Below are 14,438 nucleotides of genomic sequence, written 5' to 3'. Positions count from 1 at the left end.
CGCCGATGACCTCTCTATGCAGTTCGTCACAGGCATATGTTCAGATTGCCGAGCATCGCAAAAACGAAAAGGCCAGCCCTGATTTCGGCTGGCGTTTCGTTCCTGACTTCTTAGGCGTCAGTGGGCCATTAAACTTTTAGTTTCCCTTGAAATCGAAGGTGAGCAGCTTGGTCTCTTGCGGACCAGGCTCGAACTTCCACTTCTGCACGGCTTTGACGGCGGCATCGGCTAGAACGGGGTTGCCGCCGACGACCTTTGTGTCCTTCACGGTGCCCTGTTCGTTAACTGTGACTTCAACTCTTACCGTGCCGGTCAGGTGCATGGACTTTGCAAGTTCCGGATAAACCGGCTCGATCTGCGTCTTGACTTTGCGGTCTTCAGCCTGGGCCGGCCGCATCAGGGCCATCGCCAGAATCACTACGGCTACCACGACGAATTTCCTGTAGATGTTCTTCATAACTGCTGCCCCGAAAATTACAACGACACGTTCGTCGTCCCCCCTGGAACGAACCCGATTCTATGCCAGGGTGGGGTGAGGTCAGGTAGTCACGAAGGTACGAGGGCCGTTACGAAGGTAATGGACATTCGAAGGGAGAGCGGAAATTCTATCGATTTCCGGGCTTTTTTCGGCCCGTTCGGTTGAGAATTCGCCGAACCTTCTTGGGCGAGATGGACAGCCGCGAGGCCACACGCGAGACCTTGCGGCCTTCGCGCTCCCAGACTTTCGGAATCACCAGCTCCGCGAATTCTTCCGTCACCTGTTGGAAGGTCTTGTCGCCGAGCGATCCCTGCGACCATGCGCGCAATGTGGAATTCACGGTGCCAGCTTCGAAGGCGCGGCGCTTCAGTCTCTGAAGGTCTTCACGCATATAGTCTGGACGATAGTCCTTCAGGAACTTCATCACCGTGTCGTACGACCGCCTTGCGGCTTCGAGGTTCTCGAAATAGGAGTTGCAGTGCGTAAGCCCTTCCCAGATGTAGGAGTTCGCGAGAAGGCGGCGATTTTGGGTGCGCTTGGAGAGTTCTACTGCATCGGCTGCGAATTCCATTGCCGAGCGCGCATGAGCACCAGGATCAGCGGCTCCCCCGATTTCTTCTTCGACTTTGGCGTTTTCTACCATGCACTGCAGCAGGCGGGCGCGCGCCATTATTATCAAATCCTTTGTCTCGTCGCCGAGTTTGAAGGCGGCAGTTCCTTCGTTTTCCGCTTGCTCCAGGTCTCCCGTATCGAGATAGAGATACCCGATATTGAGGTGAACCGTTCCGAGGCCGTGATGGTTAGGCCGTCTTGCGTAAATTTCTCTGGCTTCCGCCAGGTGACTGAATGCTTCCTCGCGAAGCTCCTCAAACCTCTGTTTGCGATGGCTACGGGAACTCGGCGGTTTGGGTTTCGCAGTGCCGGACTTGCGGCGCCTGATCTCTGCGTCGAGCTTCCGCAGGAGTTCGAGCGCGATCAGACGTTTGACGAACGCAAGGTTTGCAAGCGAACGAGCGACGTTGCGATGCTCCGGGTCACGCTTCTTGTACTCGGTGATGGCCCGGGTGAAATGGTCGATCGCCTGGTGATAGCGGCCCTCGCGTCGCGCAATACGGCCATAGGAAGAATGTATGTTACCGAGGGTGATGTAGTCGTCGGTAGAAGCCAGGACGGCCTCGGCGCTTTGCAGGATTTTTAATGCCTCTTGCGGGACGCCCTTCTGAAAAACGAGCCAGCTTTCGAGGACACGCATTACGGCGGCCATTTTCGGATGTCCGAGAGAGTTTGCAAGTTCGCAGCCGCGTACGGTGCAGGTGAGTGCCAGGTCGTATTCGCCTTTTCGTCGAAGGCAGCGCCCTTTCCAGAAATCGGCGATGGCCAGGGTTTCCTTGTCTTCGATTTCTTCACCTACCATGAGCACAAAATCGAAATGCGCTATGGCCGCCTCGAACGATTCGCCGGCCATTGCGAGGAGACCCTCGGCCATGCGCAGGTGCAGGTAGTCGCAAAGCTTGAGTTGAGCGCGAACAGGCGTCTGAAATTTGACTAGAACTCGGGCGAGTAGTTCGCGATTGTCGAAGCCGAGGTCGATCCATTGGGCAAGATAGCCGAGGAGCGCGCCGGCGTCAGGCTGCTCTGGCCCCAACGAAACGAGCATCGGCAGGTTTTTTTCCAGTAGCGACATGCCCCGCGCGATCCTGCGATCCCAAAGGTCCTGCTTCAGATCCGCGAGAAGAGCCTGTTCTCTTGTCTTCATATTCCGCGACGAAATTATAAGCACCGGCCAGGCCAAGCGTCGGTGACAGTAGGATTGCGGAGCGGCTCAATTGGCTGCCTGGGGCCGCCCCGGACGACTCGTCCGTTTCGGACTAGTCCGCTCGCGAATTTCATGCAACTAGCATCTACTACCTGCGGAGGCGGTAAAGCTCATGGGTGCAAAAGAGAACGACCTGACGCGCGATTGGCGCTACAACCCGAGATGGAACGGCGTGGAGAGGCCTTACTCCGCGCAGGAGGTGGAGCGCCTGCGCGGCACTCTGAAAATTGAACATACCTTGGCGCGACACGGCGCCGAGCGTCTGTGGAACCTTATGCATTCAGAGAACTATGTGGCCGCTTTGGGCGCCATGACCGGCGGCCAGGCGGTGCAGATGGTGCAGGCTGGGCTGCAGGCCATCTACGTCAGTGGGTGGCAGGTGGCGGGCGACGCCAATACCGCGGGGCAGGTTTACCCCGACCAGAGCCTATATCCATGCGACAGTGTTCCGGCGCTCGTGAAGAGGATCAATAATGCACTGATTCGGGCTGACCAGATTTGGCACCAGGAAGGGAAGAACGGTATCAACTGGTTCGCGCCCCTGGTTGCCGACGCCGAGGCGGGCTTTGGCGGATGTCTCAACGCATACGAATTGATGAAGGCGATGATCGAGGCTGGAGCCGCCGGAGTTCACTTTGAAGATCAGTTGTCTTCGGCTAAGAAGTGCGGGCATATGGGTGGCAAGGTTCTGGTTCCGACCGTCGAGGCCGTCCAGAAATTGATTGCCGCGCGGCTGGCCGCGGACGTGATGGGAGTGCCGACGGTGCTTGTGGCGCGAACTGACGCCAACAGCGCAAAACTGCTTACGAGCGTCATCGACGAGCGCGACAAGGAATTTGCCACTGGCGAGCACACTGTCGAAGGCTTCGTACGCATCCGTGGCGGGATCGAGTGCGCTATCGCGCGCGGGTTGGCCTACGCACCTTATGCCGATCTCCTCTGGTGCGAAACCGCCGAACCTAACCTCGATGAGGCGAGGCGCTTTGCAGAGGCCATTCGCAAAGAGCACCCGGGCAAGATGCTGGCGTACAACTGCTCGCCGTCGTTCAACTGGAAGAAGAAACTCGACGACTCCACCATTGCCAGGTTCCAGCGCGAACTCGGCGCGATGGGCTACAAGTTCCAGTTCATCACGCTGGCCGGGTTCCACTCGCTGAACCACGCGATGTTCGACTTGGCACGGGGCTACAAGGAAACGGGAATGACGGCCTATGCGCAGCTGCAGGAGCGGGAATTTGCCGGCGAGAAAGAGCACGGCTATCGCGCGGTGAAGCACCAGCAGTTCGTCGGAACCGGTTACTTCGACGAAGTCACACAAGTGATTGCCGGGAGAGCGGTTTCAACGACGGCGCTTGCCGGATCTACCGAAGAAGAGCAGTTCCGGGCAGAACATTCGAACGGGGATGGGAGCTGTCCGAAAATAGCGCAATTGATGCAGACCGATAGCTTTGTGCATCCGAGAGACCAACTGAGCTAGGGATATAGGGTGCGCGGCAGGCGCAGGCCGCGCACCTCATCTACTTTATTCGTTTTGCGTGAAACTCAGCTTCTAGTTTCCACGTCTGTCCATCCGAAGTGAGCACTTCACCCGTCCATCGGAAGGAATCATCCGTCACCTCTGTGAAGTTCCAGCGAATAGGTCTGCCGTCCTGGTGCGTCCCGATCTGGATAATGTCCTTGCCAACGCGACGTCCGAGAAGTTCGTCACTTCGGCCTGTGACTGGATTGATCCACGTGGCGCGCCATGCCTGGATCTCGGCATCCCAGACCCGCAGTGTCGTCCCGTAACGATTCCCCTCTTTGCCGAGTTCCGCGCGGCGCTCCGCAATGCGTGGCATGATCCAAACGTCCTGAACGGCTCTACCTTCCAGAACCCAGCCGAAGTGGACCTCGCCATTGCCGTGCCGGACGCTGCCGTCCTCCCGGTAATCGAAAACTTCAAGTTCCCAATCCCCAATCAGCCAGCCGTAAGCGTCGACTGATTCCGGTATTTCGATCGAACGGCCCGGCGCACTTAGGGCCGATAGAAAATTAATGTTCTTTTTCAAGGTTGTCATTTCCGTTTTCCTTCATCGCACCCACAGGATGTCGCTGGCTGTGTTTTAATCCTTGGTTCTCCCTGATATCTTGGTTCATCAAAAGCTTTATACGATCTCAAGACGGAGCGATTCTTGGCGAAAATTGCGGTCGAAGTCGAACAAGCTCTAGCGGATCGCAAGCGGACCGGCGGTGCAGGCGGCGTCAGAGGGCGCGTGCTGGCGGAAGGTGGAGGCTGGGTTGTAGAAGATGTGGTCTGTAACTCCGGCCCAGACGATCGTCCATTCGAGGAATTGCATTCACACGTATCTATCGCGATGGTGGTGGTCGGAACCTTTCAGTACCGGTCCGAATCCGGACGCGCACTGATGACTCCGGGTTCGCTGCTGCTCGGCAATGCGGGCCAATGCTTCGAATGCGATCATCGACACGCCGCTGGCGACCGCTGCATCGCGTTCCGCTTCGACCCGGAATTCTTCGACAAGTTGGTGAGAGATGATTCGGGAATTCATCATGCCCGATTCGGCATTCAGCGGCTGCCGCCCATGCGTCAATTCTCTCTGCTATTCGCGCAGACAGTCTCAAACCTGTTGGGATCTATCGAAGGTGACTGGGAAGAGATTGCTCTGACTCTCGCCGCTACAGCGGCACGCATTGCGAATGGATACCCTTATGACAACGTAAGAGTGCCTCTAAGTTCCGAGGCCCGAGTGACGCGGACCGTACGGCAGATCAATGCTGAGCCGACCGGTACACATACGTTGGAAGAACTGGCGTGCGAAGCGGGACTCAGTCCCTATCATTTTCTGCGCGTTTTCGAGCAAATAACGGGACTTACACCACACCAATATGTCCGCCGGGCAAGGCTGCGCGATGCTGCCGCACGGATCAGGGTCGAACCATCAAGAATTCTCGACATCGCTCTCGATTCCGGTTTCGGAGATGTCTCGAATTTCAATCGCGCATTCCGGAACGAGTTCGGATTGAATCCTCGTGCTTACCGGGCGGGGCGTGCCGCATAAAACGAAGCTCAATGAAAGCTGTCATTCTCACCATTAGCGACAAAGGATCACGCGGCGAGCGGGTCGACATAAGCGGTCCGGCGCTCGCGGCATGGCTCCGCGAACATGAAGTTGATGTCTTGCATGCGGTCATCCTGCCAGATGACGAGGACCAGATTGCGCAGAACCTGACGGATGTTGCCGATCTCGGCGAAGCCGACCTCGTGCTGACGACCGGTGGGACCGGCGTCTCTCCCAGGGATGTCACACCGGATGCCACGATTCGAGTCGTCGAGAAGGTTCTCCCGGGCTTCGGGGAGGCGATGCGAGCGGCGAGCCGCGAGAAACTTGCGACTGCGATCATTTCGCGAGCAGTTGCCGGTATCCGTAAACGTACATTGATTATCAATCTTCCCGGCAGTCCCGCTGGCGCAGTCGAGAGCCTTGCGGCGGTGTGGGCCGCAGTGCCGCACGCTATCGAGAAGTTACAGGGAGATGCAAAGGATTGTGCGGTCTAGACTCTCCTTAACCCTCAGGGGCATACTTGGCACCTAAATGCGCACACTTCCGGCGATTTTCGTCCTGCTTCCACTTATAACGCTCGCGCAACCGCAGCGGAATCCCCCCGATCTGAAACACTTACTCGCGGACGTGAGTTCTGCTTACGCCAAACTAGAGCCGCAATCGATCAGGCCCGCCGAGGGCTTCATCAAGTACGACTACCTGATTCCGGCCGGGTATTACAAACAGATGTGGGACTGGGACGGGTTCTTCATCGGCGTCCACCTTGCAGACCAAAGCCGGGGGAAAGCGAAGTACCTGAAATACTGGGTGCTGAACTTTGCCGATGCCATCGATCAGGACGGGTACGTAGCGGGAAGAGTCACGACCGAGGGTCCGCAGCCGTTGATGGGAAAGTTTGCAATGAAGCCCTTCCTTGCGCAGGGCGCGGTCATAGCATCGGAGAGACTCGGCGATTATGGGTGGGTCGCGCCGATCTGGGGTCAACTACAGCGGATCATCGCTTACCGCGAAAAGACGCAATTCGACCCCAAGTGGGGACTGTTTTTCTGGAACAACGCAATCCAATCAGGTGCCGACAACAACGTCGCATTAACCAATGATCCGAAAGACCAGAACGCTATTCTTGCGGTGGATCTTTGCACATTTCAATTCCGCGAATACAAAGCAATGGCTTGGCTTGCGGAAAAACTGGGAAAGCAAAGAGAATCCGCGGAATACCACCGAAAGGCTGAGGCGCTTCGCGCCGCGATGCTGAAGCACCTGTGGTTCGAAAAAGACGAGATCTTCTTTAATATCCGTCGCGATAACGGCGAGCCAGTTCGGCGCGTTACCTATTCCGATTTCGTGCCGCTCATCGAAGACATCCTGCCGCAACAGAGCGCGAAGGCGATGATTCGCCGCTACCTGCTGTCGCCCGATCAAATGTGGGCGCCCTATGGGATTCGCAGCCTCTCGAAACGGGATCCAGACTACAACAACGTGAGCATGATCAAGCCATATTCGAATTGGCAGGGACCAATCTGGATCAATGCAAACTACCTCGATTTCATCGCGCTCAGGCGTTATGGCTTCAACGAGCAGGCCTCGCTGTTGGCCGCGAAGCTTGGCCGAATGGTTCTTGCGGACATCAAGAAATGGGGTTCGATGCACGAGTGCTACGACGCCGAAACCGGCGAAGGATTGGCGCCAACTCCGGAACAGTCTCCGAATCATGTGTTCACGGGCTTTGTCGGCTGGGACCTGCTCGTGCAGGATATGCTGGAGTGCGAAGTGAAGGAGCAGTGCCCGGAGCTTCACCTGCCTGATATTGGTAATACTCAAGAAAAAAGCCCCACTCCGAGCAAAGCCGGAATGGGGCAGAAATCGCGCTCCGCAATTCACTATCTACAGCATTAGTCTCCGCTGCGCTCCTCGCGCTCGAACGGCTTCTGGATGTATTGCCGAGCCTGATCGAGTGCTCCCTGCGTGTTGTCGCCGGTTTGCAGGGCCTGCCGGTATTCGTTTACCGCGCGTTCGCGCTGGCCGGTGATATCGAAGATTTTGCCGAGTTGGATGTGACTCCAAACCTCGGTCCACTTCGGATCCCCGTCGCCGTTAAGCGAGTCGCGATAACTGTTTGCCGCGGCCTGGTAGTTGTGCTGCAGATAGAAGACCTCGGCGATACGATAGTGAGCCAGCGAACTGTTTCGATTGATGTCGAGCGCCTTCTGGAATTCGCGCAACGCCTCCGCGAGGTTCCCCTGCGCGACCAACTGCTGTCCGCGCATGATCGCGGTTCGAAGACGCAGGTCCGGCGAATTCTTCAGCACGTGATCGTTGGGATCGATGGTGATCTTCCTCGGACGGCCAAATGTTTCCACCGAGTAGCTGGAATTCGTGCCGACGACGTCGATCGTCTTCTGCTCGGTTTTGCCGTCCGTTTCGATCTTCAATTGTACGGGCATGCGGAAGAGGTCGAGATCCTGCGAGATTTCGCCGACCACACGGAATCCTTTGGCGATGCGGTAGATCGTGTACTTGTTCTTGAATTCAGGCGCGCCTGTCGAATCGAGCCATTGCGAAAAGAACCAGGTCATCTGCTGGCCCGTAACCTTCTCGCAGACTGATTTCAAGTCCGCAGTAGTCACCGATTTGCCGGCGTACTCCTGGAAGAACGTTCGCATGATCTTGTCGAAGTTGTTCTCGTTCACCACGTAGCGGAGCATGTGAAAGATCATGCCGCCCTTGTCGGTTACGAGCGACTGGAAGACCGGGTCGAACGGATTCAGGGTTGCCACCTGGCCAAGCGGAACGCTCTCATACGCGAGCGCACCGACCGACATATCCTTTACGACTTCCTGCCCGCCGGCCTTTCCCGCCGCGAACTCGACGTAGCGTTCCTCGGAGTAACGGGCACCTCCATCCATGATCCACCAGTCCTTTTCAGTCGCCGGGCTCACGTCGACTCCGAACCACTGGTGAGCAATCGTGTTCGCCAGCAAACGGTAGTTAACCTTCTGGCTGATGGCCCGCGTTGACAGTGCCGCAATCTGTGGTGCCCATGCCACCGGCACGGTATCGTCCGGTATCTCCACGATCTTCAATGTCGGTGAAGGCGGAATGCCGTAGACGGTGGTGAAGAACGACATTTCACGAGATGCCGTGTCGGCGTAGGTCGAGGCCAAATTCTGTTTATCCGGCAGGAAGTAGACGTGGATCGTCGCGCCAGCCTCCGAGAAGTGCTGGTGAACGAACTTGCCGATGAAGATAGACCCCGGGAAACTCGCCTTCGTCCATGCAAAGGTGAACTTCTGCCCGCCAGGAATTTCCGTGGGAAGGCTCTCTGCCTGCTTCTCCCCAGTTTTCGCGGGGGCTTTTCGTCCGCGAACCGGAGGCTTGCGCGTCTGCTTGGCGGGTTTGGCGGGTTCCTTGGTGCGACGTGTCAGTGCGGGAGCCTTCTCTTCAGGCGCGGACTCAACCGGCTTGATTGCGGTCGTGACTGCCGCCCCAGCAGTAGTTGATCCGCCACTGCCAATCACGGTGTAGCCGGCAGGCACGCTGACATTGATCACGGAGCTGAAGCGGTCCGTTCCATAGCCGGTCATCGGAAACCACGCGCCGGGGTAGAGGAGATAGCTGACCGGATCACCGATGTACGCGAGTTTGAGGCCCTGTACCGGACTGTCTTCGACGGAGATCAATGCGCCTTCGTAATCGAAGTCGAGCGTCGCCGACTGGCCTTTCATCATGCCGTTAGGAAACATCACGCGAATTGTCGAATCCTGCGTGACGCGCTCGGCGGAAAGCGTGTGACCCTGGTCGTCGGTTACCTTCGTGGGCTTCAACCCGTTGTTCAATGTGAAAACTGCGACGCTGAGGTCTTCCAGTGCCGTGAAGTGGACTTTGGCGTGGGCGGAAAGATGGTGCGTGGCGGGATTGACCGCGGCGTCGATGACATAGTCATCGATCTGGATCTTCGCCTTATCGGGAGCCGCTGCCAGGTGCAGCGACAAGAACAGACCGGCTATTAAGGCAAAGACCACCAAGACAGCACGCCCCAAGGGACGTCGTGCTTGTTTCATCCGGTTAAAACTCCTGATTGTCTCTGTAAATAGTACTTGATGTGGATTCCTACTTAAAAGATGCGTTTGCAGTAATCCTCGTGCAACTGTTCCTGGGCTACTAAGCTCTGAACCCCAACGAGGTCACCAGAGTTGCCGTCCTGACAAAGTTTAGACAAGAAAATCAACGAACGCGAACAGGCCGAATACAGCGCCAATGTACGCCGCGACAAATTAGGCGAAAAATGGATTGGCGGATCGAGGAGTCTCAAGCACTCCCGTTGGTCGATGCGCGACTTCGGAGGGTGCCGTTTACTGCGTTCAGTACGGCCGCTGCTGCTCTCTCGAAGGCATTGCTATTGCCGGGATCGGACCCGCGCAGCCTTCTCCTAACCTCGCCCAGTCCCTCCAGCATACCCTCTCTCTGAGGGCCGTCGGGGAGGATCGCACTCAACTCCGCGACAACCTTTTCCGCAATATAGTTCTCCTGCACGAGTTCCGGCACGACCTGTCGCCCCGCAATCAGATTCGGCATCGCGTAAAAGGGAACGTTCACCATCTTGGTGCCAAGCGCATAGCTGAGGGGCGCCATGCGGTAGACCATCACGAACGGCGTCCCGATTACCGCCGCCTCGACCGTTGCTGTCCCCGAAGCCACCACCGCCGCCCGGGATTGCGTCAAGGCAATCCGAACGTCTCGACATAAGGTGATCTTTGATGTCGGGTTTTCGCAGCTCCAGTGTCGGCGAACGATGGAATAGAGAAAGGTATCGTCCACAGTGGAGGCGACCGGAAGAACGAATTTGTAGGACGGCGCCAGGCTCTCGGCAACGTCCAGCATCAACGGCAGATTGAACCGGATTTCCTTTCGGCGACTGCCCGGCAAAAGGGCAATCTGTGAACTCTCCGCCGCGGCGTCACCCGCTGCCTCGGTTCCTGCCAGCGGGTGACCCACAAACTCTGCCGTAACCCCGCGTTCTCGATACCACTGCTCCTCGAATGGGAAAATGACCAGCATCTTCCGCACGTATTTCTTTACAAGTTCGACGCGCCTGGAACGCCAGGCCCAGAGTTGGGGCGAGACATAATAAATGACCGGGATTCCCAGCCGGTGAAGTTCTTTCGCTAGCCGAAAATTGAAATCCGGGAAGTCGATCAGGACCGCGAGATCGGGGCGTCGCTGCTCCGCCTCACGAACCAGCTTGTGGAATCGGCGATAAATGGAAGGAAGGTGCGAAACGACCTCGAAGATGCCGACTACCGCTACGTCCCTGGCTTCGATGACGGTTTCGCATCCAGCCTTGCGCATGCGGTCTCCGCCGAGGCCGAAGAACTCGATGGACCCTAAGCCCCGGGAAGCAGCCAGCCTCTGCAGGGCCTCGATCAGCCCCGCACCATACATCTCTCCTGAAGCTTCTCCGGCTGAGATCAGTACGCGCATGGATGGGGGAAGGATAACAGAGAACCAGTTGCCAGTCCTCGGTTCCCAGTGTGCTGAAGAGGGTGTTCGTTCTTCGTCAAAACCCACACCGAAAATCGTCAGGGTTTTCGAAGAACGAGGAACGAACTTGGAACTGGGAACTACTCCTAGTCGTCGCCCACAACCGCTCCGGGCTGAACGGTAGGCTCGGTGGGGATGATCGGTATCTCCTGGTCTTTGTACTGCAGTTGGTAGAGCTTGTAGTAAATCCCGCGCTGCGCGAGCAGTTGCTGGTGCGTGCCCATCTCGCGGACCTTGCTCTTGTGCATCACGACGATCTTGTCCGCGCGCTGCACCGTGGAGAGGCGATGAGCGATGATGAGCGAGGTCCGGCCCTCGACCAGTTTCGTCAGGGCCTCGCGAACGCGGAACTCGGTTTCCGTGTCGACGCTCGATGTGGCCTCGTCGAGGATGAGGATTTTCGGATTGTGCGCCAGCGCTCGGGCGAAAGAGATGAGCTGCTTTTGGCCGGTGGACAGTGTCGATCCGCGCTCCCGCACCTTCGACTTGAATCCGTCCGGCAGCGAGCGAATGAAGTCGGCAACATTCACTTCCTCGGCAGCCTCTTCCACGGATTCGTCAGGAATCCAACTCGACCCTAGGCGAATGTTCTCTTCCACTGTTCCGGTAAAGAGGAATGGGTCCTGTAACACCACGCCGAAGCGGCGGCGAAGCTCCGTCAAGTCCATTTCGCGGATATCGATGCCGTCAATCTTGATGGAGCCCTTCTGGACGTCGTAGAAGCGAAGCAGCAGGGAAATCAGAGTGGTCTTGCCCGCTCCCGTGTGGCCAACGATGGCCACGGTCTCACTCGGTTCGAGCGCAAACGAGACGTCGCGCAACACCCAATCCCACTCTTCGTCGGAGCGCTCCTGGATCGCATGCTCGCTCTGCACGTCCAGTTCCGGAGCGACCACGGGCGGCACAACTACATACTGCCCAGGCTCCTCGCCGTCCTTCGGCATTTTCCGGTAGGCGAACCACACGTGATCGAATTCGATTCGACCGGGCCCCTCCGCGCGTTTCACCACCGCCGGCGAGACGATTTCCGCCTTGGTATCGAGCAACTTGTAAATGCGCTCCGCCGACGCCATCGCCGACTGCAGAATGTTGTACTTCTCACTGAGGTCCTGGATCGGACGGAAGAAACGTTGCGCGTACTGCATGAAGGCGACCAGTACGCCGAGAGTTGTCCCCATTGCTATAACGTCATACTTGGGGTCCCGCAGCAACAGCCACGGCTGCGCGTAGTGCACCGGTATGCCGCCAGGCTGCGGGTGAAAGATCGCCTGGAAGTGGCGGACAACTTCATTGCCCCCTATCCAGACCACCATCGCAATTGCGACCGACGAGAGGATTTCCACCACCGGGTAGTACACCGCGTGTGCCATGATCGCGTCCTTGAACGCGTCCATGTGCTGCTGGTTCACCTTTTCAAACTTCTTGTAAGCCTTGTGCTCCCGGTTGAACAGCTGTAGTACGACGATGCCTGTGATGTGCTCCTGCATCGAGCTGTTAATCTTCGCGATTGCCACGCGAATGCGCCGGTAGCTGTCCCGAACCTTGTCGCGGAAAATCTTTGTCCCGATAAAGATGAACGGAAGCACCGAGAAGGTAATCAGCGCCAGCTTCCAATCCATGTACAGCATGATCCCGAGAATCCCCGCCAGTACGAAGATGTCCTCAAAGATCGAGACCACACCCGAGGTGAACATCTCGTTCAGCGCGTCCACGTCGGTCGTCGTCCGCGTCACCAGGCGCCCAACAGGGTTCTTGTCGTAGAAGCCGATGTGCATCCGCTGCAGGTGGCGGAATATCTCGGCGCGAAGGTCGAACATCGCCTTCTGCCCAGTCCACTGCATGAAGTAAGTCTGCAGGAAGTCGAACAGGAACCCGGCAGCGAGCAGCCCGATGTACATCGAGCCAATCTGCGCGATGCCAACCATCGGCTTGGAACTGAGAATCGGGTCGAGGAAGGAGTTGCCGGAACCGGCGTTGCTGGACAGGTACTTGTCGATAGCGGTCTTGGTCAGGTAGGGACCAAGTACGTCGCACCCGGCCTTCAGGATGATCGCCGTAAGCGCAACAACCACCTGGGGTTTATAGGGGCTCAGATATTTGAGCAGCCTCCTCATCAGGCGGCTGTCGTACGCTTTCCCCAGTACCTCTTCCTCTTGAATGGCCATCCGTTCCTATTTTAGACGTGGAAACGGCATTTTGGTCGCAGCAGATAAGGAATCGCGCCATTGGGCGATTCGGGCCCGGTGGCGTGATTGCCCGATTTAAGATGTTCCTATGCCCCTCGGCCTTTACCTCTCGGTTCCGTTCTGCCGGACGAAGTGTTCGTTCTGCAACTTCGCATCGGGGGTGTTCTCGCGCCCACTGTTCGACAGCTATGTCGGGTACATGGAAAGAGAACTGGCGCGAGCCGAGCAGGTCGCGAAGGAGATGGGCGGCAGGTTTGAACGTGAGGTCGATTCCGTCTACCTGGGCGGCGGAACCCCGAGCGTCTTAGCTCCCGACCAGCTCGTAACCCTGTTCCGCTCAGTCCGCGACAACTTCGACGTGCTGCCCGGTTCCGAGATCACGGTCGAGGTCGCTCCCGGCACGCTATCGCCGGAAATCCTGACAGTCCTCGTGGACTCAGGCGTAAACCGTGTGTCTCTCGGAATGCAGTCCTTTGTTGACCAGGAGTCGCGCTCGGTAGGGCGGCTACACACTCGCGAGATCACGCTTGCTGATATTGCCAACTTGCGAGCGGCCGGGATCGCGGAAATTTCGCTCGACCTGATCGCTGGGCTGCCGCACCAGACCGCTGAATCCTGGGACTACTCGCTCGCGCAGACGATTGCGACTGGCGTTCCGCACGTCAGCGTATACATGCTCGAAGTCGATGAGGATTCCCGCCTGGGCCGTGAACTCATCGCCGGTGGCACCCGATACCACGCCCACCATGTCCCTGACGACGACCTCGTCGCCGACTTATACCTGAAAGCCTGCGAAACCCTGAAGGTCGCCGGAATCCACCAGTACGAGATATCCAATTTTGCGCGGAACACGAAATTCGCTCCTAACCCTGGGACGTGTCATCCTGAGCGTAGCGAAGAAAGCGCGGAGTCAAAGGCCCATTTGCTCCCTTTCCACGCTTCGCGCCACAATCTCAAATATTGGCTTCGTCAGCCCTACCTCGGTTTCGGCGTCGATGCTCACTCGATGCTCTGCGCTTCTCGCCCGGATCCGTCACACACGGCCGTTCGTTTCGCCACCAGCGATAACATTGACGCGCTCCTCGCCGGTGCCCCACTCACCCTCACTGAGGTAGCCGACAAGAATGCTCTGGAAGAAACCTTCTTCCTCGGTCTTCGCCTGAACCGCGGAGTGAATCTCAACACCCTCGCGAACGACTTTGGCCGCGACGCCGTCGACCGCTATCGCGAACAAATCAGCGAATTGACGGGATCAGGCCTGCTTTCAACCGATGAGAACTGGCTTCGACTCACAGACCGCGGACGCCTCCTATCCAATGAAGTCTTCTCCCGCTTCCTCGTCGATTAGTTTTCTC

Annotated in this window: 11 protein-coding genes; 5 read left to right on the top strand and 6 right to left on the bottom strand. The window is 57.5% G+C overall.

The window, feature by feature from the left end; all coding sequences use genetic code 11:
* Window positions 1–136: 136 nt before the first annotated feature.
* Together ROO76_03490 and ROO76_03485 are read right to left on the bottom strand one after the other, a co-directional pair.
* Window positions 137–457, bottom strand: a complete 321-nt coding sequence (locus tag ROO76_03490; protein ID MDT8067209.1) for an energy transducer TonB — start codon at window positions 455–457, stop codon at window positions 137–139.
* A 148-nt stretch (window positions 458–605) separates the two neighbouring features.
* Window positions 606–2,234, bottom strand: a complete 1,629-nt coding sequence (locus ROO76_03485) for a tetratricopeptide repeat protein (GenBank protein MDT8067208.1) — start codon at window positions 2,232–2,234, stop codon at window positions 606–608.
* Between the two features lie 172 nt (window positions 2,235–2,406).
* Between ROO76_03485 and aceA the strand changes: the two genes are divergently transcribed.
* Window positions 2,407–3,771 (top strand): isocitrate lyase, encoded by a 1,365-nt coding sequence (gene aceA, locus ROO76_03480; GenBank protein MDT8067207.1) that lies wholly within the window; start codon window positions 2,407–2,409, stop codon window positions 3,769–3,771.
* A 40-nt stretch (window positions 3,772–3,811) separates the two neighbouring features.
* On the opposite strand, the gene ROO76_03475 is transcribed toward aceA, so the two are convergent.
* The gene (locus ROO76_03475) at window positions 3,812–4,351 is read right to left on the bottom strand and encodes a hypothetical protein (GenBank protein MDT8067206.1); all 540 of its coding nucleotides are present in this window, start codon (window positions 4,349–4,351) and stop codon (window positions 3,812–3,814) included.
* Between the two features lie 114 nt (window positions 4,352–4,465).
* On the opposite strand from ROO76_03475, the gene ROO76_03470 reads away from it, so the two are divergent.
* Genes ROO76_03470 through ROO76_03460 form a run of 3 tightly spaced genes read left to right on the top strand, consistent with a single transcriptional unit; the run spans window position 4,466 to window position 7,252 of the window.
* The gene (locus tag ROO76_03470; GenBank protein MDT8067205.1) at window positions 4,466–5,353 is read left to right on the top strand and encodes an AraC family transcriptional regulator; all 888 of its coding nucleotides are present in this window, start codon (window positions 4,466–4,468) and stop codon (window positions 5,351–5,353) included.
* Between the two features lie 11 nt (window positions 5,354–5,364).
* Window positions 5,365–5,850 (top strand): MogA/MoaB family molybdenum cofactor biosynthesis protein, encoded by a 486-nt coding sequence (locus tag ROO76_03465; GenBank protein ID MDT8067204.1) that lies wholly within the window; start codon window positions 5,365–5,367, stop codon window positions 5,848–5,850.
* A gap of 37 nt (window positions 5,851–5,887) precedes the next feature.
* A complete protein-coding gene (locus ROO76_03460; GenBank protein ID MDT8067203.1) occupies window positions 5,888–7,252 on the top strand; it encodes a trehalase family glycosidase in 1,365 nt (454 codons plus the stop codon).
* On the opposite strand, the gene ROO76_03455 is transcribed toward ROO76_03460, so the two are convergent.
* The 3 genes from ROO76_03455 to ROO76_03445 all read right to left on the bottom strand — a co-directional run bounded on the left by ROO76_03455 (window position 7,249) and on the right by ROO76_03445 (window position 13,062).
* Window positions 7,249–9,417, bottom strand: coding sequence for a M1 family aminopeptidase (locus ROO76_03455; GenBank protein MDT8067202.1), 2,169 nt, complete (start codon window positions 9,415–9,417; stop codon window positions 7,249–7,251). The genes ROO76_03460 and ROO76_03455 overlap by 4 nt on opposite strands.
* A 247-nt stretch (window positions 9,418–9,664) precedes the next feature.
* Window positions 9,665–10,837, bottom strand: coding sequence for a lipid-A-disaccharide synthase (lpxB, locus tag ROO76_03450; protein ID MDT8067201.1), 1,173 nt, complete (start codon window positions 10,835–10,837; stop codon window positions 9,665–9,667).
* 146 nt (window positions 10,838–10,983) lie between these two features.
* Entirely contained in the window at window positions 10,984–13,062 is a 2,079-nt protein-coding gene (locus ROO76_03445; GenBank protein MDT8067200.1) for an ABC transporter ATP-binding protein, read from the bottom strand.
* A 109-nt stretch (window positions 13,063–13,171) separates the two neighbouring features.
* Here ROO76_03445 and ROO76_03440 point away from each other — a divergent pair, with 109 nt between their 5' ends.
* Window positions 13,172–14,431, top strand: coding sequence for a coproporphyrinogen-III oxidase family protein (locus ROO76_03440; protein ID MDT8067199.1), 1,260 nt, complete (start codon window positions 13,172–13,174; stop codon window positions 14,429–14,431).
* Window positions 14,432–14,438: the final 7 nt, after the last annotated feature.

The sequence above is a fragment of the Terriglobia bacterium genome, assembly GCA_032252755.1.
Taxonomy (GTDB): domain Bacteria; phylum Acidobacteriota; class Terriglobia; order Terriglobales; family Acidobacteriaceae; genus JAVUPY01.
Note: the sequence above shows the minus strand (reverse complement) of the source record. Positions and strands in the feature narration are given on the sequence as shown.